18 protein-coding genes are annotated in these 21,097 nt (G+C 63.8%); 1 reads left to right on the top strand and 17 read right to left on the bottom strand.

Going from position 1 to position 21,097, the window contains the following annotated elements:
- Window positions 1-235: 235 nt before the first annotated feature.
- The 16 genes from E3T25_RS03160 to E3T25_RS03085 all read right to left on the bottom strand — a co-directional run bounded on the left by E3T25_RS03160 (window position 236) and on the right by E3T25_RS03085 (window position 18,260).
- The gene (locus E3T25_RS03160; protein ID WP_134372118.1) at window positions 236-1,411 is read right to left on the bottom strand and encodes a glycosyltransferase; all 1,176 of its coding nucleotides are present in this window, start codon (window positions 1,409-1,411) and stop codon (window positions 236-238) included.
- A gap of 33 nt (window positions 1,412-1,444) precedes the next feature.
- A complete protein-coding gene (locus E3T25_RS03155; RefSeq protein WP_134372116.1) occupies window positions 1,445-2,329 on the bottom strand; it encodes a glycosyltransferase family 2 protein in 885 nt (294 codons plus the stop codon).
- Window positions 2,326-3,444 carry a glycosyltransferase family 4 protein gene (locus E3T25_RS03150; RefSeq protein WP_134372114.1) on the bottom strand — a complete coding sequence of 373 codons (1,119 nt, stop codon included), beginning with the start codon at window positions 3,442-3,444 and terminating at the stop codon, window positions 2,326-2,328. The genes E3T25_RS03155 and E3T25_RS03150 overlap by 4 nt, the downstream gene beginning before the upstream one ends.
- On the bottom strand, window positions 3,441-3,998 hold the full coding sequence (locus E3T25_RS03145; RefSeq protein WP_134372112.1) for an acyltransferase: 558 nt from the start codon (window positions 3,996-3,998) through the stop codon (window positions 3,441-3,443). Before E3T25_RS03145 ends, E3T25_RS03150 begins: the two co-directional genes overlap by 4 nt.
- 5 nt (window positions 3,999-4,003) lie before the next feature.
- Window positions 4,004-4,750: a WecB/TagA/CpsF family glycosyltransferase gene (locus E3T25_RS03140; protein WP_134372110.1), complete on the bottom strand. Its 747-nt coding sequence runs from the start codon at window positions 4,748-4,750 to the stop codon at window positions 4,004-4,006.
- A 62-nt stretch (window positions 4,751-4,812) separates the two neighbouring features.
- Window positions 4,813-6,261 (bottom strand): sugar transferase, encoded by a 1,449-nt coding sequence (locus E3T25_RS03135; protein ID WP_134372108.1) that lies wholly within the window; start codon window positions 6,259-6,261, stop codon window positions 4,813-4,815.
- On the bottom strand, window positions 6,252-7,235 hold the full coding sequence (locus E3T25_RS03130) for a beta propeller repeat protein (protein ID WP_134372106.1): 984 nt from the start codon (window positions 7,233-7,235) through the stop codon (window positions 6,252-6,254). The genes E3T25_RS03135 and E3T25_RS03130 overlap by 10 nt, the downstream gene beginning before the upstream one ends.
- Window positions 7,236-7,244: 9 nt before the next feature.
- Window positions 7,245-7,850 carry an arsenate reductase/protein-tyrosine-phosphatase family protein gene (locus E3T25_RS03125; RefSeq protein ID WP_134372104.1) on the bottom strand — a complete coding sequence of 202 codons (606 nt, stop codon included), beginning with the start codon at window positions 7,848-7,850 and terminating at the stop codon, window positions 7,245-7,247.
- Entirely contained in the window at window positions 7,850-9,292 is a 1,443-nt protein-coding gene (locus E3T25_RS03120) for a tyrosine-protein kinase domain-containing protein (RefSeq protein WP_134372102.1), read from the bottom strand. Before E3T25_RS03120 ends, E3T25_RS03125 begins: the two co-directional genes overlap by 1 nt.
- 133 nt (window positions 9,293-9,425) lie before the next feature.
- A complete protein-coding gene (locus E3T25_RS03115) occupies window positions 9,426-11,798 on the bottom strand; it encodes a sensor histidine kinase (protein WP_134372100.1) in 2,373 nt (790 codons plus the stop codon).
- On the bottom strand, window positions 11,795-12,448 hold the full coding sequence (locus E3T25_RS03110; RefSeq protein WP_134372098.1) for a response regulator transcription factor: 654 nt from the start codon (window positions 12,446-12,448) through the stop codon (window positions 11,795-11,797). Before E3T25_RS03110 ends, E3T25_RS03115 begins: the two co-directional genes overlap by 4 nt.
- A 247-nt stretch (window positions 12,449-12,695) precedes the next feature.
- The gene (locus E3T25_RS03105; RefSeq protein WP_134372096.1) at window positions 12,696-13,325 is read right to left on the bottom strand and encodes a thymidine kinase; all 630 of its coding nucleotides are present in this window, start codon (window positions 13,323-13,325) and stop codon (window positions 12,696-12,698) included.
- 92 nt (window positions 13,326-13,417) lie between these two features.
- Window positions 13,418-14,758, bottom strand: coding sequence for a hypothetical protein (locus E3T25_RS03100; protein WP_134372094.1), 1,341 nt, complete (start codon window positions 14,756-14,758; stop codon window positions 13,418-13,420).
- Entirely contained in the window at window positions 14,755-16,158 is a 1,404-nt protein-coding gene (locus E3T25_RS03095; RefSeq protein WP_134372092.1) for a sensor histidine kinase, read from the bottom strand. Before E3T25_RS03095 ends, E3T25_RS03100 begins: the two co-directional genes overlap by 4 nt.
- Window positions 16,159-17,097: 939 nt before the next feature.
- Window positions 17,098-17,940, bottom strand: coding sequence for an IS3 family transposase (locus E3T25_RS03090; RefSeq protein ID WP_241980578.1), 843 nt, complete (start codon window positions 17,938-17,940; stop codon window positions 17,098-17,100).
- An 8-nt stretch (window positions 17,941-17,948) separates the two neighbouring features.
- Window positions 17,949-18,260, bottom strand: a complete 312-nt coding sequence (locus E3T25_RS03085; RefSeq protein WP_134372088.1) for a transposase — start codon at window positions 18,258-18,260, stop codon at window positions 17,949-17,951.
- A 258-nt stretch (window positions 18,261-18,518) separates the two neighbouring features.
- On the opposite strand from E3T25_RS03085, the gene E3T25_RS03080 reads away from it, so the two are divergent.
- Window positions 18,519-19,493, top strand: coding sequence for an IS481 family transposase (locus tag E3T25_RS03080; protein WP_134372182.1), 975 nt, complete (start codon window positions 18,519-18,521; stop codon window positions 19,491-19,493).
- 74 nt (window positions 19,494-19,567) lie between these two features.
- Here E3T25_RS03080 and E3T25_RS03075 read toward each other — a convergent pair whose 3' ends face one another.
- On the bottom strand, window positions 19,568-21,037 hold the full coding sequence (locus tag E3T25_RS03075; protein WP_134372086.1) for a malate:quinone oxidoreductase: 1,470 nt from the start codon (window positions 21,035-21,037) through the stop codon (window positions 19,568-19,570).
- Window positions 21,038-21,097 lie beyond the last annotated feature (60 nt).

Raw genomic sequence — 21,097 nt, 5'->3', positions numbered from 1 at the left:
GCGAGTCGCCTCTCTTGGCCGATCCTGAACCCACCAGCGGCCCCCGACCTTCTCAAAGCAAGAAACACAGATTCGGTGCGCTCTGACTTTGACGGAACTGAAGTCAAGGCTGCTGGGCTCTCGCGTGACTAACAGGACACCGAATGCCCGGACCGCATGAATGTACGTACCGCGGTCAGAACTTAGCGCCCTGCTCAAGTCCTGTTGAGGGGAAACCGGGCACTCTGTGCTTGCCCTAATCGTCCTCAACCTTTCGGTCATCTTGCAACCACCATTTGTCAAAAAGGGCCGGGAATCGGGCTGCACTCCATCGCGTGGAGGGCAACGGGCGCGGACGGGAAAGAACAGTAAGGATTGCTTCAGCGAATGCATTGACCAAGTTGCGTTGATCGGACCTCACAACAAATCCGCCGTTCTGCGAGAGCCTGATTGTGCTATCCGCACCACTGCCTTGAACTGCCACTGCAGGAACACCAAGGGCTGCAGCCTCGCCGACTGCCCATGAGGCTCCTTCTCTGGCCGCCGGGTGCAACAGAACACGTGAAGCCGCAACTAACCGTAGGGCCTCTTCGCGGTCAACCACGCCTAGAAAGTTAACGCGCGGCACCAAACCCGACCGCTTTGCGAACCCCTCCAACACTGGCCGTAAGGGACCATCGCCAACAATATTCAACCGATAGTTCGCTAGCCTCGGATCAAGCAGGGCTTCCAGCGCGATCCAGGGCCTTTTCCTGTTGATCAGCAGCCCTGACATGGTCAATAGATCGTTTTCAACCGCGATTCGTGGGAATTGGTCAACATCAATAACGATGTTGGGTTCCAAGTCACATTCGCGTGGCATTAACCAGTTCCTCGTGAATTCGTTGGTTGCGATCACGAGATCAACGTTTCTAGCGTGAAATTTGCCGAGTTTCCTAAGGCCCCAAACCCCGACGACCTCAATAGGTCTGGGTCTTTTCCCTTGCGAGTGGACGGGCGCCGATGGCACCATCACAGGGCCCCAAATTGTTCGCACACTCTTGTCCCCGCTGGGTAGAACGTGGGGCAGCGACGTGCTCGCAAACGTCACTTGATGCACCACGTCTACTGTCCCTGAATCGACGAGATTCGCGACGCATGCTCGAGCGCCAACGCTCCAACCGAGATAGGTTGCGCGGTTGCGGCTATCGCCGAACGTCTTGAGCAACATTCTCGGCACCGACACTGGTACGACCTTCACATTCGTGCCCACATTGCCAAGCCCAGCGAGGGCCTTCAGCACAACATCGTGATCGCGTTGGTCAATCACCACGTAGAGGTCCTCAGCGTTATTGACGGCCCACAGCGCCGCCTGTGAAACGAACGCCCAGCCGACTCCGCCCTCACTCCCTTTACCAGGGCGAGTTGCAAAGGACACGATGATTTTAGCCAAGATGTATATACCTTCTGGTCAACGATACTCTGCTCACGCTTGCTCATGGACTTTGCGGCGTGCACAAGCAGTTCCTGTGACATTTCGAATCCACCAAAGCAAGTAGGTGGCAGCGACGTAGAGCGGCCACAAACGTGGTGCGTCCTTGTGAATAATTCTCCTCAGCGATGAAAAGTTACCGCCCCCCTTGGCACCGATGAACCGCTGCCACTTGCGGGCCAAACCATCTTCGGGGTCAGGGTGATTCCTCGAACACGTTCCCAAGGTGGCCGACAACAACACAACCGGTACCTGCAGACGCCGACAACGCATTCCATAGTCAATATCTGCCAAGGCATGTGAAAAATCTCCGTCAATGCCTCCAAGAGCACGTGCAACAGGTACGGGCACAAAGACGAGGTTCCCGTTGAACGTGTCGATGCGTATGGGTGCGACTCCGGGGCTCACCTGAGTAAACCTGAGAGGGTGCCATCCCGTCTTGGTCAGTCCTCCGTAGGTGATGCCACCCGTCTGCGGATCACGCATAGCCCCCACAACAACCGTTTTCATGGGAGCAGAGGTGACGGACGATTTGAAAAAGTAAGAGAACTGAAGGATGGCCGATATATCGACAGTGACGTCGTCGTTTAGCCAAACGATCCATTCATTTGGGCCGGTCCCCAAGTCGTCACGAGCCAAAACGCTTGACTCAGCTGCCGCCATACTTCTTGCCCAGTACGCTGAACCGTCCCCGCGCAGGATCAAAATGGGTACTTTCAGAGACCTCAGCGCCCCTTCTGTCCCATCTGTCGAGCCGTCATCAAAAACGGTGAAGTCAACAGCCATCCCGGCAGCATCTGCAGCCGCGATAATGGAAGTTACGGCCCGCAGAGTCAGCTCGCGACGGTTGTGACAGGCCATGATCACGTGCAGCGTCATGGACGGGACTCCAAAGCACTCTGGATGCCCACGATGAAGTTCTCTACCATCGCCTCAACTGTGTAGCGATCACTAGCTTCGATACAAGCCTGCTGCATCGCGGCAAGCGTGACTGGATTCTGAAGAGTGGCGACCAAGGCGCGTGCAAAGTCATCGATGTTGTCGGCAGCGACCACGGCGTTAACCCCCGATTCCAGATACTCAAATTCGGGAGCGTGCCACGGCCAACCGGTGGTAACTATCGGTGTCGCACCCGCGAAACTGTCGACGGCCACGAGCCCAACTCGCCCTGGCATCGCCATCACCTGGGATGCCGTGATCGCAAGTGCCTTGTCAGGGCCAAATAACGACCCCAAGTACTTGACACACGCCATAGAAGCTGCGGCGCATTCCACAAGATTCTGTTCGATGCCGGCGCCAACAATGAGGAGCCGAAAATCAGAGTCGAGCTTGTGCGCTGCATCCGCCGCCTCGAGCAAAAAACTGAGACGTTTGCTGGAGTCAAGACCACCAATGAACAGAGCAGTCTTGCCGTGGAGGTCGTGCTGGGCATTGAAAGTTGCCACTGTGGTCACGTCGACCGCTTCGATTTCTCTCCGCAGCGTTGACGTATCGATTGAGTTCTGCACGACCGTAGTTTTCATCCGTGGATACCCTGCGTTGACTACTGCCTCAACGCCACCAGATGTGTAGGCGAAGAACCAAGCTCCTCTACGAGTGAGCCACTGCTTCAAACGTTCCTGGATCTCACTTACCTGCATTGTGTAGGTCTTACCGTGACCCCAATATGCGAGGGGCACCCGAGAGAAACAGAGCTGGTACGTCTCAAGGTTGCGCACGGCTTGCTCAACGATCACAAGGTCAAAGTGCCTGTGGGCTCTGAACGGCCTAAGAGACTTTCGATTCAAGGTTCGACCGCGCAGATGGAAGAACTGGGTGGGCAAACGGGTGAATTCCTCAGAGGCCCGAGCGTCATTACGATCTTTCCACTCAGGGGGAGAGTCTCCGTAAAAAATGGAAATATCAATGCCCTCTTCAGCGCCTCGCCTCACGAGATGCTCAAAGAATCCGACGCGGTACTGGGGGAACCAAGGGTGAATGATGGCGACCTTCATGCTTCGGAAACTGGCTTCCCAATGAGTATGCGGTGACCGGATTTCCTCAATTTTTTCCAATGCTCGTCGAGCTCCTCATCGGTGAATCTGGGGCCGAGTACCCGTGCAGGGCTTCCAACGGCGATGGAATTAGAAGGTATGTCTTGCGTAATGATCGAGCCGGCACCGATGACCGAACTGTCTCCGACGGAGATGCCGGACAGGACCACCGCCCCGTACCCGATCCAAACGTCTGATCCAATTGTCGTGGCCTGACTCAGCCGCTCAGGATCATTACCTACCCACAGGCTGCGACGGATGCTAGTTCCGATTTCACGTAGATCATGATCTGTGCGACCCACAATGCCGACAAGATTAGCGATAAGAACTCCGTCACCAATTTCACCATCGACTTCGATTGTGACGTTCTTTCCAACGTAAACGTCCTTGCCAATGGTGAGGGATCTGGGTGCCCAGAGCACGGACCCTGGTCCAACATGAAACCCGAAGCCAAACTTTACGTTTTTCCGTACCGCAAAGGAGCGTAGGGCAGCTTCAATGATGCGTCGAACCATGCTAATTACACCTTCGGCGTTGAGAACGCCGCCTTTAGGAATCGGACATTGCCAAACACATAGCGCTTCCAAAGACGGCGTGGCTCACAGATTAATCGATAGACCCACTCCAAGCCGACGTTTGTCATCCAAGCCGGAGCGGAACGAAGCGTGCCGGCGGCGAAATCAAATGCTGCACCAATCGCAATCGCGACGACGGGGAGCGCACTCGCGATGCGCTGGGCTTCCACGTCCTGCTTAGGTGTGCCAAGACCGACCCAGACGATCTGCGCAGCCGTCTCTCGAATTCGAGAATCCTGATCTTGCAGCTCCGCTGCGCTCAGCTTGCGGAAGGGCGGGCTTTCAACGCCAACAATCTTCACTCCAGGGAATCGCCTCGCCAGCTCCAGCTCAAGTGCACTAAGTACTTCTGGGGTGGAACCCAGCAAGAAATGTCTGAGGCCGTGTGCCCGTCCTTGATCAAAGACATCAAGAAAGAGCTGCGGACCACGGACTTGATTGAGTCGGGGCGAGTGACCGCGCAACTCAGAGACCCAACCGATCGGCTTTCCGTCCGGGTAGTTAATTGCCGGCGCCGCTAAAACTCCGCGGTAGTCTGCTGACCGATCAGCAAGGGCAACTGTATAGGCGTTCGCCAGATGGACATGCGCTCCTCGGCCCTGCTGCGAAATAGTGACGATGTGCTCACAGGCCGATTGGGGGGTACTGGCCTCGAACTCGATCGAACCAACCCACTGGGATTGGCTGTCCATCCTGTCACCAGGAGTAAAAAATCTCCGCCCGTCAATTGGTTGGCCCGATTCGGTTCTAGCGCTCAAAATGCACCCTCTTTCGCAAGGACAGCTCTAGCAGTTCTCCACAAAATGATGAAATCCCCAGTGACCGACCAGTTTTCGACGTAATACAAATCGAGCCGCACGGAATCTTCCCAGGAAAGGTTTGATCGGCCGCTTACTTGCCAAAGCCCAGTGATTCCGGGCTTCACTAGGAGCCGGCGCTCCGCGTACTCGTCGTAAAGTGCGACCTCCGTTGCAAGAGGTGGCCGCGGCCCTACCAGTGACATGTGACCAAGAAAAACATTGATCAGTTGCGGGAGTTCGTCCAAGCTAGTGCGCCGCAGAAAACTTCCGACTTTCGTTACTCTCGGGTCGACCTTCAGCTTGAAAAGTACGCCGTTACCGTCGGACTGATCGAGCAAACTCAGAAGCTGCTCCTCCGCGTTAGTGACCATCGAACGAAATTTGACCATGCGAAAGTGCTTTCCGTTGAGTCCCACACGTTCCTGGTAAAAAAAAGCCGGTCCCTCGCTGTCGCGGCGTACCGCGATGATGATCAAAGCGAGCAGCGGACTCAACAAGAAGAGACCGAGGCCTGAAGAGATCAGATCAAACGTGCGTTTGGCCGCATGGCGGCTGCCCTGGAAGGCAGGGAAGTCAACCTGGATAAGTGGCAGGCCAGAAACCGGACGCGTATGGATTCGCGGGCCAGCGATATCCGTGAGTGCCGGCGCCATAATCAGGTCGACCTTGCGGGCCTGAAGTTCCCAGCCGAGTTCTCGCAGCCGCCGAGGGCCGAAAATATCGGCGCCGGTGAAAATAACAGTGTCGGCCCGCGATTGGTCAATTGCCTGAAGTACCTGGCCGAAATCCCCCAGCACGGGAACCCCGTCAACCAAATCCTGGGCGACACTTCCACTTTCAGTAATTGCACCCACAACAAGAATTCCTGCTGCGCTATCACGTCGAACACCCACTACAACGTGAACACTCTTGACGCGCTCGCCCACTACAAGGGCCCGGTGCACATACCGGCCCTCCTGGCGGCGGGAAACCAACCATTGCCGCCACATCCAGCGACCGATGAGCAGGAAAAGAAGACCCATCGGAAGTGCCGTGAGGAAATAACCCCGTGCCAAGTCCACCTTGAGCAGGAACACAACAATTGCTGTGACTCCGAAGATTCGGGCACTAGCGTCTACTATGCGCTTGTACTCGGTGCTCCCGGTCCCAATGGTCTTGTGGTCGCGCGTCGCATAGAACTCGAGCGCAAGCATCCACAGCACGATCAGACCCACCGAAACGAGGGTGTAACCGATCGTGAAGTCTCTGAGATTCTCAATCGGCACGCGCAACTCCGAGCGACGCGTGCCGAACCATAGCGCCTGACTGCCGAGGACGGCGACAAGGATAACCGCAAGGTCAGTGAAGAAGAGGCGCGATGCGTAGGCGCGCTGCCAGGTGAGTGTCTTGCCGCTCAGGCCCACGACTGACCACCATCAGTCGAGCGGGCGAACGCGTCACCCGCCCATAGCCAAAGCGTGCCATCTTCGGCAGCGGTGACGGCAGTCTCACCGGGGATAACCGTGGCGGCCAAGCAGGCTCGGGCGGTTGTATCGAGACCACCGGCCGCCGACACCGTGACCAGAGCAACACCGACACAACCTGCCGAGTTAGCGACCGCCACCCCATAGCCGTCCGCGGTCGCTGTGAGTGCCGCCGCGCCGGGAATTGAAGCGGGTGCCGACCACGTCGCGCCGGCATCCGTGGTCGTGAAGACTGACGCATCGGTGCAGAGAATCGCCGCACTGGAGTCATCCGTCGCCGCTAAAGTTGCGACAGTCGCGCATGGAGCCGCTGCGTCTCCACTCGGGCTGTGCACGGTGTCAGGCGTCGACGGGTCGATGTACCACTCAGCGGCGACACGTTCGGGATAGGCCCTCCACTGGTCGCCCGCCACGAAGGTGGAGACGAGCTGCGGTGCGCAGTCAGCGATGTCGAGGGTGACCAGCGACATCTCGGTGTCATCGGTGACGCTTATCGCCAAAATAGAAGAGGCGTCGGTCTCGATTGAGGCGTTGAAGCTTTCCCAGGTGGCACCGGAATCGGTGGTCAGTTCGGGGTCTGCGGAGGCAGCCGGGCAAGCGCTGGTGGATGCTCGCCAGGCCGTTGAGGAATCGAGAGCTGCCAGGAGGCGGGTGGGGGCGACTGTTGCCGTGGCCGCGGTCTCGACAGGCTCGACCACCGGGGGCTCGACCTCCGCAGGATTGGTCTCGACAGGCTCGACCACCGCGGGCGCCTCGGCAACTGTTCCGGCACTGGAATCCGGCTTTGTTGCAGTAAGCGCGAAGAACACGAGGCCGACGTCGAACAGAAGGAAAACGGCTAGTCCACCCACGAGCCAGCGACGGCGTGCAGGGTTGTTGCGGTTCTTGCGAAAGCTGGGATTGTTTGCAGCCATGGTGCCCCCCTAGGGCTGCAATACTCTTGCGGATCGGTGGAACAGCGACACAACAGCGTTCACGGCTGGCACAAGCTGACGAGCAGACTCGGCGTAGACCTCGTCGCTGCGCCGATAGGGGTCAACCACGTCATCGTCGTCGGGCGACTCGGGCGGGCCCACCGCTCCGCGCTGCGAGGCCGCGAATCCCACCAGCGTGGAAAAGCGACCCACGACATCCTCCAGCGGGAGCGCCGCCGCGTCGTCGAGGTCGTCGTCGGTGACTCCGCTGACGAGTCTCGCGAATTCCCGGATGGTGAAGGTGTAGCGAATGGCCTTGGGGAACAGCTCCACGATGGCGCGTCGGTGTTCCCGCGACATAGCGAACACCAAGTTGGCTTCATTCAGGTGTTCTACCGTGAGCATTCGTGCGACGTGCTCCGAAGGTTCGCCCCCGAAATGCCGAGACAGGTCAGCAGCTTCGTCGGGCATGGCCTGACCGGTCAATCCGATCGTTCCGGCGCTGCCCAGCGAGACCTCGGGCCAGGTGGCCAGACCGACTCGCAGCAGCTGCTCGGCGAGTGGTGACCGGCAGATATTGCCCGAGCACACCGTGAGGATCGTAAAGGTGGCCACTACGCGGCCCGCCGTCTCGGTTTGCCGAAGCCACGGCGAGTAGGCGCGGCGCTGGCCTCAACCGCTTTCTCTTCCTCAAGCGCAGTGCCGTAGCTGTACTGCCCGTAACCATAGGAGTCCGGCCCCTTGGTGGGGAGCATCGTGACGACCATGCCCACAAGTCGGCTTCCGGCGCGTTCAAGGGCCTGCAAAGCACTGGCCAGTTCATTGCGCTTGGTGCGGCCGGAGGCCACCACCATGATGGCGCCACCGCAGAGCTTGCTTAGCACAGCCGCATCGGTGACCAGGAGCAGCGGTGGGGCGTCGATAAGCACGACATCGAATTCGTCGGTGAGAGCTGCGAGCATGCGGGCCATGGCCGCGGATCCAAGCAGCTCGCTGGGGTTCGGGGGAACGCGGCCGCTGGGCAGCACGAACAGTTTATTCTTGCCCCATTTTTGCAGCACGTCGGCAAGCTCGGCTCGCCCAATCAAAACGTCGGTGAGACCCACACCACCCTCGATTCCCATGTACTCGGCAACGCGCGGCAAGCGCAAGTCACCGTCGACCAACACGACCCGCGCGCCGGTCTCGGCAAGAGCGATGGCGAGGTTGGCAGTGGTTGTGCTCTTGCCCTCACCGGGGATGGAGCTGGTGACCACGAAGCTGCGCGGGCCTCCCTCGGTGTTAACGAACTGAAGGTTGGTGCGTAAACTTCTGAACGACTCGGCCCGCGGATTCTTAGGGTCAGAGTGGACCACCAGGGGGCGGAGTCGCGCATCGGGGTCGTTGGTGATGCCGCCGAGCATGGGTGCGTCGGTCACGAGATCGATATCGTGGAGGCTGTGGATGCGAGTGTCGAGCACGCTGCGCAGCACAGCGAAGCTAATACCCAGCGCCAGACCCACCAGCAGCCCAAGAGCGATGTTTTGAGGCACGTTAGGACTGGCTGGCCCGTCAGGAACTAGGGCTGGTTGGATCGTTTCGATCTTAACGGGGCTGACTGCCTCTCCTTCGGGCTTCTCCAGCTGATCGACAACGATCTTGCTGAAGTTCTGGCCGACGGAGTTGGCGATGTTGGCGGCGAGCACTGGGTCGCTGTTGGTCACCGTCACGTCGATCAGCACCGTGTTCAGTGGAGAGGACGATTCGACCATTCCTGCGAGCTGGGCAGCAGTGAGGTCGAGCCCGAGGTCTGCAATGACCGTGTCGAGCACGATGGCACTGTTCACCACGTCAACGTAGGACGTGACGGCCTGGCGGGCGAAGCTGGTTCCGGCATTGAGCTCGCCGCTTCCCGCGTCGCCGGTCGACTTCACGGAGACGTAGAGCTGGGTACTGGCAACGTAGCTGGGGGTCGTCGCGATGGCCGCACCGGCCGCGCCGGCGATTCCGAAGAGGGTGCAAGCGAGAATCAGGATCCAGCTTTTGTGAAAGATCCTGAGGTAGTCCTTGAGCTCCACGCGCGTTCCTCCGGTAGTACTTGGCATAGAGGCACCGCTGAAATTGCTGTATCCCCTTGTTCATCCTTGCACATGGGGGTATTGACCTACCCCCGTGGGGGGTGTGAAGGTCTCTCAAGTTTTTGTGGAGTTGCTACAACGATGGCTGGAGGAGTCCGTCGGGGGTGACCGTGAGCATCCGTGGCTCGTCGGCGTCGACCACGATCGAGGCGATCGTGGGGCGGTCGGCGGGCAGCAGACGGGCGGTCAGGCGACCGTGGGTGAGGGAGTCGAGCTGGTCAGCGACGATGGCGGCCGCGGCGGCCAGCTGCCGGGGCGGCCGGTCGGCGCTGTCGTCGAGCAGGGTCACGTCGACACCCCGGATGCGGGCGGCGCGGGCCGCGGTGATCACCGGCTCGACGAAGAGCGAGCGCCCCCGGATGGCGTCGCGCAGGGTGGCCTCCACGAGCAGGCTTTCCGCTCGCAGGGTCGGTTCAATCTGAAGCGCGTCGATCTGCAGGGGGTTGTTCTGCAGGGCCCCGCTTTTCAGCAAATTCGCGAGGCGCTGCAGGGTGGGCCGGGCCAGCGTGTTCACCCGGGTCAGCTGGGTTTCGCGCTCATCGAGGGCCGCTGCCGCCGTGGCCGCCGCTGCGCCGCTGCGGGCTCGCTCCCGGTTCAGCCCGGCCAGGGTCTGGGTGGAGCGCTTCAGACCCACGGCGAACAGGGTTCCGGCGAGCAGGGTGCCGGCGTGACGGATGACCAGGTTCACCCCGTCGAGCAGCGACAGTCCGTTGAGCAGCGCCCAAACGATCGAGATGACCATGATCATGCCGTAGCCGTACCAAGCGAATCCGGGCCGGCCGCGCACCGCCAGCACGACCAACATCATGGTGATGGCGCCGAGGTACCAGTGGGCGAACGGGGTCGACCCGACCGGCGGCACCGGGAATGCCGTGGCCACGGCGGACAGCCCGCACAGCGCGAGCACCATGACGGCGTTGCGAGGCGACACCGGGTCAGGCACGACGAGGGTGAGCCAGGCGGCCGCCGCAGACACCGCCACGAACCCGAGGATCTCGTAGGGCAGGGTCCACAGGGGTTCACCGTCGGCGAAGGCGAGAACGGCGTGCACGGCGATGAATCCCACGAGGATGGACGTGGACAGGGCCTTCGGCAGGCGGGTCACGCCCTTCAGCTGCGTGGCGGGTCGCGGCGGGGTCGGGGGTGCGCTCGAGAGGGCCGGGACCGGCTGCGCGGGGGCTGCAGGTGTGGGCGTCCAGGAGACCACCACCTCGGTGCCGACGCCGGGGCGGGAGCGCACGGTAGCGGCACCGCCGGAGAGGCGCTCCATGCGGCCGATGATGCTCTGCGCGATGCCCAGGCGCTCGGCGGGCACCCGCGCGGGGTCGAAGCCGACGCCGTTGTCGTGCACGGCCACCCGGATGCCGCCCTGGTAGCTGGCCACGGTAAGGGTGCGGGCCACCGGGCTCCGCACGGGCTCCTGCACGTCGGCGGCGACCGAGTTGCGGAGGGCCTCGCCGACGGCGCCGAGCAGGGCGGTCACGGCGAGGGCGGGCACCGCGAGGGTGCCGGGCAGGTTGGAGGTGATCTGGGCATCCGGTGCCAGCTCGGCCACCAGCTGCTCGAGGCGCCGGGTCACCTGGGTGCCGGGCATGCTCGGGTTGGGTAGCGGGGCGCGCAGGGCGTCGAGCCGCACCAGGGTGTCGGCCGCGTGCCGGCTCAGCACCGGCACCGGGGTGCCGCCGCGTCCGGCCATCAGCAGGGTCGAGATGACGCTGTCGTGCACCAAGGCGTCGATGGTGAGCCGCTCGCGCTTGCGCGCGAGGCGGTCGGCGCGATCGACGAGTTGCACGCGGGCGATCGTGGCCGCCTGGTCGAGCTTGCCGGCGCTGCGGCGCGCCATGGTGGTCAGTCCCACGAGCATGCCCAGCAGCAGGAAAGAGTAGAGGCCGTCTTCCACACCCACCAGCACCGGGGAGGGGTCAGTCGAGGTGGCCGCACGCAGCAGCCCGCTCATCGTGCAGACCAGCACCAGGTAGGCCCAGGCCGTGCGGTCGCGGGTGCTCACCGCCACAGCCATCACGGGCACGCCGGTGAGGCTGATCGCCCAGGGGATGTCCGCGCCCGCCGGCAGCGGCTCCGCCCGCACGGTCAGCCAGAACACCAGCAGCAGCACGAAAAACGTCCCCTCGGCGAGCGCGATCACCCGCAGCACGCGCAGAGGTACCCCGCGTGAGAGCACGGCGATCAGCAGCGGCAGCCCGAAGATCAGCAGCCACGCCGCCACCGACCAGGACCGCCGCGGCTCCCAGGCCTGCTCGAGCACGGTGTCCAGGCAGAGCAGCCCGAAGACGAGGGCGGTGGGTCCGAGCGCGCCGTAGAGCAGGCGGGCGAGGCGCTCGGTCGAGGACTGCGGCCGGGGCGGCGGTCGGGGTGGCCGCCGGGGCCGCCTGTGCAGTCGGTCCTGCTGGGGGGTCTGCCTGGGGGTCGCTGCGCGCCCGGTCACGGCTGGCCGGGGATGGGCAGGAGGCCGTCTTCCAGTGCCCGCTTGTAGAGGTCGATCTTGGTGTTCGCCGGGCGGCCGACCCGCTCATATTTCGAGCGCACCCGACGGATGTAGTCGATCACCGTGGCCTCGGAGAGTCCCATCCGCGAGGCCACCAGCGGTGCCTTCGCGCCCGCAGCGTAGAGCGAGAGCACCTCGCACTCGCGCACGCTCAGGCCCGCGTCGGAGAGGTCAGGATCGCCGTCGAGGGCCGCGGCCCACTCGGTGGAGACCACGGTCTCCCCCGCCGCCGCCCGGGTGACGGCGTCGAGCAGCACCGCGGTCGGCTCGGACTTGCGCACCACACCCAGCACGCCGCTGCGCGCCGCGGCCCGCATCAGAGCGGCGTCGTCGCCACCGGTGAACGCGAGCACCGCCGCGCCCGCCCCGCGCAGCCGGTCGACGTTGCCGGTGGCGGTGGACCCGTCGGAGAGCCGCAGATCCAGGATGACCAGGTCGACGGGCATCTGCTGCACGGCAGACTCGAGCAGCTCGGTCACGGTCGCGACCGTGGCCACCACCTCGATCTCGGGGATCGTGGCGAAGAGGCCGGCGAATCCGCGGGCGACGATCTCGTGGTCATCGATCAGGGCTACGCGAAAGCGGGACATCGGCGATCCTTGGATTCTCGGGGCGGTGCCTGCCGGGGTCTCGGGCAGGGTTCAACGACGTGCGGAGTGACCCCTGTTCTGGTGCCACAAGAAGTAACGGCTAGTCAGTCCGGAAAGCGGCCCTTACGTTTAGGCATGGGGAAAACCAACCGGGGGGTTGGTGGGGCGCTCACGATCCCGAAGTCGTTCGAGCGCCCCGTCCTTCCAGTTGTCACGCAGGTGCGGTCCGTCCTGCGGGCGTGGGTGCTCATGTGGATGCGGGCCGGCTGCGGTTGTTCAGCACACCATTGCTTTCCTCGAGGTAGCACGATCCGCAGAGCGACTCGTAGGTTACCTCGGCGCCGTCGATGGCCACCTGGTCGCCGTCGAAGACGAAGACCCCGTCGATCTGGCGCCCGTTGAACACGGCCTTGCGCCCACACCGGCAGATGGTCTTCAGCTCTTCGAGGCTGTGCGCCACCTCGAGCAGGCGCCGACTGCCCGGAAAGGCCACCGTCTGAAAATCGGTGCGGATGCCGTAGGCCAGCACCGGTATGTTCTCGAGGATCGCGATGCGCAGCAGATCGTCCACCTGCTGCTCGGTGAGGAATTGCGCCTCGTCCACCAGCAGGGAGCTCACGTCGAGGCCGGTCTCGGCGAGCACCCGGGCGCGGTGCTCGTGGAAGAGGGCGTAGGCATCCGTCTCGGGGGTGAGCAGGTAGTCCACGGCCCGGGTGACGCCGAGCCGGGAGAGGATGCCCCGGTCGCCCTTGGTGTCGACCGACGGTTTGGCCAACAGCACCTGGTGGCCGCGTTCCTCATAGTTGTAGGCGGCCTGGAGCATCGAGGTGCTCTTGCCGCTGTTCATGGCTCCGTAGCGGAAATACAGTTTCGCCATTGCGTGGTCGCCCCCTCGGCTGGTCGCGCTCGTGCCGCTCTGCTGCGCTGCGTCATGCCGCGCTGCGTGTCGTGGCGCTGCGTGCGCCTAGCTCAGCGTACTGGTGGAACCGGGCGGGGGCGCTTGTCGCCGAATTCCAGCGTCAGGCCGGGGCGACGGATGCTCACCCGCACCCACGGGAACACCACCCGCAGCACCGCCGTGTAGGAGCGCAGCAGGGCGCGCACCCGGCGCGGCGGGAGGTCGAGCGCCACCCGGATCGAGAACGTGTCGATGCCGGAGTGCCGCTGCTGGCGGTCGCTCGGCGGATCGACCTGGGTGTCGGGCTCGGAGTCGGGCTCGGTGTCGGCCTGCACCACGAGGCTGCGCGGGTCGAAGCCGGGGGCCAGGCAGAGCATGCTGATCAGGGCCGAGGTGGCCGCGCGCTGCTGCGTGCCGAAGTGCGCCGCCCGGTGCTCGGGGTCGGCCACGACGAGCAGCGGATCCTTGCCGCGCTCGAGGAGCGCCGTGCGTTCGCGGGCGATGACGGCGTCGAGCCAGGTCTCGTCGATGTGCGCCACGATCGCCCGGCGAACCCCGGCGGCGAGCTCGTTCGCGCGATTGATGTCGGCCTTGGTCACCACGCCGCGTTCGAGCACGCCGTCGAAGAGGGGGAAGACACCGGGCTGCAGGGTGGCGAGCTGCTGCTCGACCACCTGGCGCACCACGCTGCCGCGGGATTCTTCGGTGCGCCGGGCGATGGCGCGGCGGGCATCCGTCTGCCAGGCCAGCAGTTGACGCACGATGCGGCGGGAATACGCGGCGGCGGCGAGGCCGAGTGCGAGCACCTGGGTGACCGCGACGACCACGAAGACGCCCGACGGCACCCGCAGCGAGCGGAACGGTTCCTGCGGCAGTGTGACCGCGGCCACGACGACGGAGGCGAGCACCGCGGTCAGCGCCAGTTCACGCCAGGGGCGGAAGGGGGCGAGGGCCACGAGCAGGAAGCCGATGGTGATCGGGCCGAAGTCGTCTTGCACCAGGGAGTTGCTGCCCCAGCGGGCGGCCTGGTCGAGCAGGTGGGCGGCCAGGCCGAGGCTGATGATCAGCAGCAGCGACGCCTGGCGCACCGGGGACCGCGACGGTCGTACGGCCGACACGAGCGCGGCGGACGCCGCTGCGGTGGCGACGAGCGCGAGCACGGCCAGGAACGGATGCCGGATCTCGTCGGCCTGCAGCACCGTGGTCACCACCGCGTAGCCGAACACGACCAGGGCGATGCCGGGCACGATCGTCCAGACCGCGAGGGCGCCGAGCGGGTCGAGGCGCTGCTGGGTGAAGGCGTGCGGTTTGGTGTGAGGCGTGGGGACGGGGGTGTGGTTCTGCTGTGCGGCTGCGGCTGCGGCCGTGGCCGCGGCGCTGCCTGATGGCGAGGTTGCGTTCGTGGGTGTCACTGGGCCACCCGCTCGGGGTCTGGGGTTTCTGTTTGTTCGGGCTGTTTTGTCGGCTCGGCGTGCCCGCCGGGTTCCTCGATCGCCACGGGCACGCTCAGCATCACCGAGGTGCCGGCGCCCGGCCGGGTGAGGATGCTCACCGAGCCACCCAGGCGTTCGATCCGGCGGCGCACCGCCTGGCGCAGGCCGAGACGGTCGGCGCCGGTCTCCGATTCCGTGAAGCCGCGCCCGGCATCCATCACCATCAGCGAAATGCTGCTCGGCTCGGACTCGATCACGACCTCCGCGGCGACGATGCCGGAGTGCAGGATCACGTTCACGAGGCACTGCTGCACCGCCAGGCTCAGCTCGCGGTCGCTGGCCGGGCTCAGGCGGCCGAGGGCGGCGCGGTCTCCCGTGACTTCGACCACGAGGCCACGATCGCGACTGCGCTCGATGGCGGCGTAGACCGCGCTGGTGAGCCAGGCATCCGTGCCCCCGTGCGGTTCGACGCTCAGCGCATCGGCGTCAGTGAGCCAGTCGGTGCCGCGCAGGGTCTGCAGGGTGTCACGGATGCTGCCGGCCAGGTTGGCGCTGAGCGGCCCGGGATGCGCGCGGGCGAGGGCGACGAGCTGCTGGAGGGTGGTGTCCTGACCCAGGGCGAGGGTGCGCAGGTCGAGCTCGTGGCGCAGCAGGCGGGTCTGGTCGGTCTGCATGGCCCGGTGCAGGGCGATCTGAACGGACCACTCGCGGCGCACGAAGACCGTGAGCAGCAGCACGCTGACGAGGAAGAGATAGGTCGAGATGGTGAAGACGTCCGCGCCGTAGGGCACCTCGGTTTGCGTGGCGGCGTAGACCGTGACGGCTTCGGCCATGACGAAGGCGGTGGTGCTCCAGAGCACGCCGGCGCGGGCGGAGACTCCGGCACCGCCGATCATGACCAGGGCCAGTTTCGGCAGGGTGACGAGGAAGACGTTCGAGCTCGGGAACAGGGCGGGGATGCCGAGCACGGTAATCGTGTAGAGGTAGGTGGCGACGGTGCCGGTCACGAGGTAGGCGATCGTCAGGGCGACGGTGCGGCGCAGGGAGAGGGCGATCAGCACGGCGGCCATGAGGAGGAGGGCGACGATGGTGGCGAGGGTTTCGGTGGGTGTGGTGGCTGCGGTTGTGGCGGTTGTGGCTGCGGTTGTGGCGGTTGTGGCTGCGGTTTCGGTTGTGGCGGTTGTGGCTGCGGTTGTGGCAGTTGTTGTGGCGGTTGTGGCTGCGGTTGTGGCGGGTGTGGCTGCGGTTGTAGACAAACTGAGGAGGATGATGGCGGCGAGGGAGGCGGCCAGGCAGGTCAGCGCAAACCAGTGTGCAGCCCGCGCGAGGGCATGGCTGAGGGCCCTCGTGACCAGGTGGTCCGGGAGTCCAAGCGTCATGGCAACCCTCTCTGTTCGGTTGATTCTCTCATTCCGCGAGGGCGCTTCCGCGCTGCCCCGGGTAATCCGCTTCGCCCAGATCGAATTCGACGGAGATTGTGCACAATAACGTGGCCACGGGACCCTTTGCGCAATCATCGTGCAAGATCTCCGTCGAATTCGTTCGGCTGGGGTCGCGCGGGGCGGCGGGGCATCCGTCGCGTACGGTCGGGTGGAGCTGGCGGCTCTGGCCCTAGCCACCCTGCCATCCCCCGCGCCCCTCCATGCCTTCCCTGCCATCCCCCCGCGCCCGGTTGTGGCTAACTCAGGAGATCCCAGCCGCTGGCCACGGCGCGGGCACGGATCAGTGCCGAAGTCGCCGCGACTCGGCCACGACCCCGCCGGGATCTCCTGAGTTGGCCACCAGTCCCCGCCTCTTCCCACCACCGGACACGCACAGCTCCTGCAATTCGGCCAAAATATGCTGATTCCGGCCCGTTTTGACCCGCTTTGACCCGCTTCTGAGAATCTGCAGGAGTTATGCAGAGCATGGCTCGGGTACGGGCCACGGCGAAGGCAAAAAAAATACGGCGGCACCGGTGCAGGGACTTCCCCGCACCGATATCGGCCCTCCTGGAGCAGGAGCAGGGCGCAGCGACCGCGGTCACCGGCATCGGATGTGGCTAACTCAGGAGATCCCAGCCGGCGTCCCGACCACGGGCGCGAAGCAGTGCCAAAGTAGCCGACACTCGGCCGCGACTCAGGCGAGATCTCCTGAGTTAGCCCCACCACGGGCCGGGTGTCGAGGCTCTTGGGCGAGCCAGCGACAGGGCGTGACGGATGCGGCGGCGCGGCATCCGTTCGGGGCAGCAGTGTGAGCTAACTTCGGAGAATTTCGCAACACGCCGCCCACGGCGATGGGGTGACCCGGTCTTTTCGGACGGGGTCCTCGGTTTCATTTTAGGCGGCGAGTGTGAGTTTGATGAGGCGTTCGGTGGGTGTTGAGTAGCCGAGAGTTTGGTGCAGGCGAACGTTGTTGAAGTGGTGAACGTAGTTGATGACTTCGGTGCGGGCCTTGCGCCTTGTCGTGAAGGTTTGCCAGTTGAGGCTTTCGCTCTTGAGTTTGGAGAAGAACGTTTCGGCGGCGGCGTTGTCCCAACACTGCATCTTCGCGCCCATGGAGCGGATGATGCCGTGTCGGCCGCAGTACTTCGTGAACCGTTTCGACCGGTATTGGACTCCGTGGTCGGAGTGGAAAACTGCTCCTGGTTTGACGTGGCCGGTCTCGAGGGCCATGTTCATGGCCCGGGTGATGAGTTGGGTGGTCATGCGGGCCCCGGTCGCGTGGCCGAGCACGGAGCGGGAGGCTAGGTCGATGACGGTGGCGAGATAGAGCCGGCCTTCCCGGGTGTGGATGTAGGTGATATCACCGACGAGGATCGTGCCGACGCTCAGCGAGGTGAAGTTTCGCAGGAGCAGATCGACCGGGTCGGCCAGTCGGGAGGCCCGCTGGTAGCGGATCGTGAAGGCGCGTTCTGCAGCTGGGGAGATTAATCCCAGATCGTGCATGATTCCGGCGATGGTTTTGCGGTTCACCGGGACCCGGGCCCGGTTCAAAGCCGCGGTGACTTTGCGGTATCCGGCCGCGCCCTTGGACTCGGCGAACGCGATCATCACCTGCCCGGTGAGGCCTTCATGCCGCCTCTGCGCGGGCGCGGTGACGTGGTGCGACCAGTCGTAGAACCCTGATGTTGATACTCCGAGCCGGCGGCAGAGGTAGGCGATGGGGAAGTCGGCCTTCATCCGGGAGATCATTTCGAACCGTTGTCGTTTTGATCGAGTTCCAGGAAGAAGGCCTTCGCTTTTTTCTCGAAGTCGAGATCCCTCCGCAGCAGGGCGTTTTCCTTCTCCAGGTCCCGGATCCGTTTCCTGGCTTGCGGCGTGAGCTCACCAGCAGGATCGATGGTCTTCAGCCTCGCGGCGTTGACCCAAGTCCACAGAGTCCGGTGGTTGATCCCGAGCGCTGCGGCGACTTTCACGATCGATTTGTCGCCCTCCGCGACGCGGGTGACCGCGGCAGCCCGAAACTCCGGGCTGAAGTGTTTGTGTTTCTCGTGTTCCATTGTCTATCCAATCCTGAATTCAGGAGGACTGTCCGGAAACACCGGGTCACCCCAGGCCGCTCGACCGGCATGCTGCGAAAAACTCCGAAGTTACGGGCTGAGAACAGGCACCCCCAGCCCACAGGCATCCCCAGCCCAGGCGGCACCACCCCTAGCTGTTGTTCCCATACAGGTTGTGAGCGTGGCGTGAGCTAAAAAGGTGAGGACCTCCGGTATCGATTGGGTTACCACACTCAACACGATGCAACGGAGGCCCTCATCTCTTACGTTACTCATGCCAACGCCCCGCTGACCCCGGGAGGCCGGCTGAAGCTGGTTCAGCTCGTCGTGAACGACGGCTGGGCTCAAGCCCGGGTCGCCGAACGGCTCCAGGTCTCTCGCGCGACCGTGGCCAAATGGGTTACCCGGTACCGGGCTCAGGGTGGTGCCGGGCTCGTCGACCGGTCGTCGCGCCCGCACTTCTCCCCGAACCAATGTGCCCGGCGCACCGAACGGCGAATCATCGCGCTGCGCTTCACGAGGCGGTGGGGGCCGCACCGCATCGGCTACCACCTGAGGCTGCCGCAATCGACGGTCTCGAAGATCCTCAACCGGTACCGGATGCCGTTGCTGGGCCATCTAGACCAGAACACGGGCCTGCCGGTGCGCAAACCCAAACCGATTCGGTACGAGAAGAAAACCCCAGGCGAGCTGGTGCACGTTGACGTGAAGAAACTTGGTCGCATCCCCGACGGCGGCGGCCACCGCACTCTCGGCCGCCAAGCCGGCAAACGCAACCGTCAGGCAGGCGTGGGCCACTCATTTCTGCACTCCGCGATCGACGATTATTCCCGGCTGGTCTATTCAGAGATCTTGACCGATGAGAAGAAGGAAACCGCGGCCGGCTTCTGGGGCCGCGCGAACGCGTTCTACGCGACCCACGACATCACTGTGCTGCGCGTCATGACCGACAACGGCTCCTGCTACCGGTCGAAGTTCTTCAACGACGCTCTGGGCGACATTACGCACAAGTTCACCCGGCCCTACCGACCCCAAACCAACGGAAAGATCGAACGATTCCACCGCACCCTCGCCGCGGAATGGGCTTACGCCCACCACTACAACTCAGATGCCGCCCGAGCAGCCACCTACCAAGACTGGATCCATAGCTACAATCACCACAGACCCCATACCGGCATCGGCGGCAAATCACCCATCAACCGTGCTCACAACGTCAGTGGGAACAACACCTAGCCCGCGGGCACGGGCAGAGAACAGGCACCCCCCCAGCCCGTGGGGCCCGGGCAACCCCGCCCCCGGGCAACCTCCTACGCGGTCAGGTTCAGCACGGCCGCGGTTGCCGCCAGCGACGCGGCGGCAACGGCCGGGTCGTCGGAGAGCTTCGTGCCGAGGCTCGGGATCATCTCGCGCAGTCTGGGTTCCCAGGCCGGGTACTCCTCGGGGAAGCAGCGCTTGATCAGGTCAACCATGATCGGGGCCGCGGTCGAGGCTCCCGGGGAGGCGCCGAGCAGCCCGGCGATGGTGCCGTCGGCCGAGGTGATGACCTCGGTGCCGAACTGCAGCACGCCGCCCTGCTCCGGATCCTTCTTCATGACCTGCACGCGCTGTCCGGCGGTGATGAGTTCCCAGTCGGCGAGCTTCGCGGTCGGGATGAACTCCTGCAGCGCCTTGAGCTTCGTCTTCTTTGAGGCGAACACCTCGCCGATCAGGTACTTCATCAGGCCGAAGTTGTGCGCCGCCACAGCCAGCATCGGCCCGATGTTGTGCACCCGGATCGAAAACGGCAGGTCGAGCCAGCTGCTCGACTTGAGGAACTTGGGGGTGAAGCCGGCGTATGGTCCGAACAGAAGCGAGGTCTCTCCATCGACGACGCGGGTATCGAGGTGCGGCACCGACATGGGCGGAGCACCCTTCGCCGCCTTGCCGTAGACCTTCGCGTGGTGCTGGGCGACGAGCTTCTGGTTCGTGGTGCGCAGGAACTGCCCGCTGATCGGGAACCCGCCGAAACCCTTGACCTCGGGGATGCCGCTCTGCTGCAGCAGCGCCAGGGCGCCGCCGCCCGCACCGACGAAAACGAACCGGGCGTTGACGACGCTCGGGTGGTTGCCGACCAGGCGGCGCAGGTTGAGCTTCCATGAGCCATCCGTGAGCTGTTTCACACCGGTGACCTGCTGGTTCGTGTGCACGCCCACGCCCTCGGCGGTGAGGTTGGCGAAAAGGTAGCGGGTGAGGGCGCCGAAGTCCACGTCGGTGCCGGACACGATGCGCGTCGCCGCGATCTTCTGGTTCTTCGGGCGCTTCTGGGTGAGGAGCGGGGTCCAGGTGCCGATCACGGCCGGATCCTCGCTGTACTCCATGCCCGCGAAGAGGGGCTCGCCCTGGAGTACCGCGAACCGCTTGCGCAGGTATTCGACGCTGCTCTCGCCGTGCACGAAAGTCATGTGCGGGGTGGAGTTGATGAAGTTGGTGGGCTCGGGCAGCACGCCCGTCTCGACCAGGTGTGCCCACAGCTGGCGGCTGATCTGGAACTGCTCGTTGATCGCCACGGCCTTGGCCGCGGTCACCGAGCCGTCCTTCGATTCGGGCATGTAGTTCAGCTCGCACAGAGCCGCATGGCCGGTGCCCGCGTTGTTCCACGGGTTGGAGCTTTCCTGAGCGACTTCCCCCAATCGCTCGTAAACCTCGATGCTCCAGTCGGGCTGCAACTGCTTGATCAAGGTACCGAGGGTGGCGCTCATGATGCCGCCACCAATAAGAACGACATCAATCTTCGCCATTGGATTCACTCTTCCACCATATCGGTGGCAACGGATGCCTCCCGCCGGGACGCAGACGCG

The organism is Cryobacterium sandaracinum (assembly GCF_004403415.1).
In the GTDB taxonomy this organism is placed as follows: Bacteria; Actinomycetota; Actinomycetes; order Actinomycetales; family Microbacteriaceae; genus Cryobacterium; species Cryobacterium sandaracinum.
The sequence above is the reverse complement of the archived record's forward strand: the minus strand, read 5'-3'. Positions and strand labels throughout refer to the sequence as shown.

Bases quoted from the DNA above. Each gene is read 5' to 3' on its own strand.
- E3T25_RS03150 (WP_134372114.1), bottom strand. From the start codon at position 3,444: ATGAAGGTCGCCATCATTCACCCTTGGTTCCCCCAGTACCGCGTCGGA.
- E3T25_RS03155 (WP_134372116.1), bottom strand. From the start codon at position 2,329: ATGACGCTGCACGTGATCATGGCCTGTCACAACCGTCGCGAGCTGACT.
- E3T25_RS03110 (WP_134372098.1), bottom strand. From the start codon at position 12,448: ATGTCCCGCTTTCGCGTAGCCCTGATCGATGACCACGAGATCGTCGCC.
- E3T25_RS03095 (WP_134372092.1), bottom strand. From the start codon at position 16,158: ATGACGCTTGGACTCCCGGACCACCTGGTCACGAGGGCCCTCAGCCAT.
- E3T25_RS03105 (WP_134372096.1), bottom strand. From the start codon at position 13,325: ATGGCGAAACTGTATTTCCGCTACGGAGCCATGAACAGCGGCAAGAGC.
- E3T25_RS03140 (WP_134372110.1), bottom strand. From the start codon at position 4,750: ATGGACAGCCAATCCCAGTGGGTTGGTTCGATCGAGTTCGAGGCCAGT.
- E3T25_RS03075 (WP_134372086.1), bottom strand. From the start codon at position 21,037: ATGGCGAAGATTGATGTCGTTCTTATTGGTGGCGGCATCATGAGCGCC.
- E3T25_RS03145 (WP_134372112.1), bottom strand. From the start codon at position 3,998: ATGGTTCGACGCATCATTGAAGCTGCCCTACGCTCCTTTGCGGTACGG.
- E3T25_RS03085 (WP_134372088.1), bottom strand. From the start codon at position 18,260: ATGGAACACGAGAAACACAAACACTTCAGCCCGGAGTTTCGGGCTGCC.
- E3T25_RS03090 (WP_241980578.1), bottom strand. From the start codon at position 17,940: ATGAAGGCCGACTTCCCCATCGCCTACCTCTGCCGCCGGCTCGGAGTA.
- E3T25_RS03130 (WP_134372106.1), bottom strand. From the start codon at position 7,235: ATGGCTGCAAACAATCCCAGCTTTCGCAAGAACCGCAACAACCCTGCA.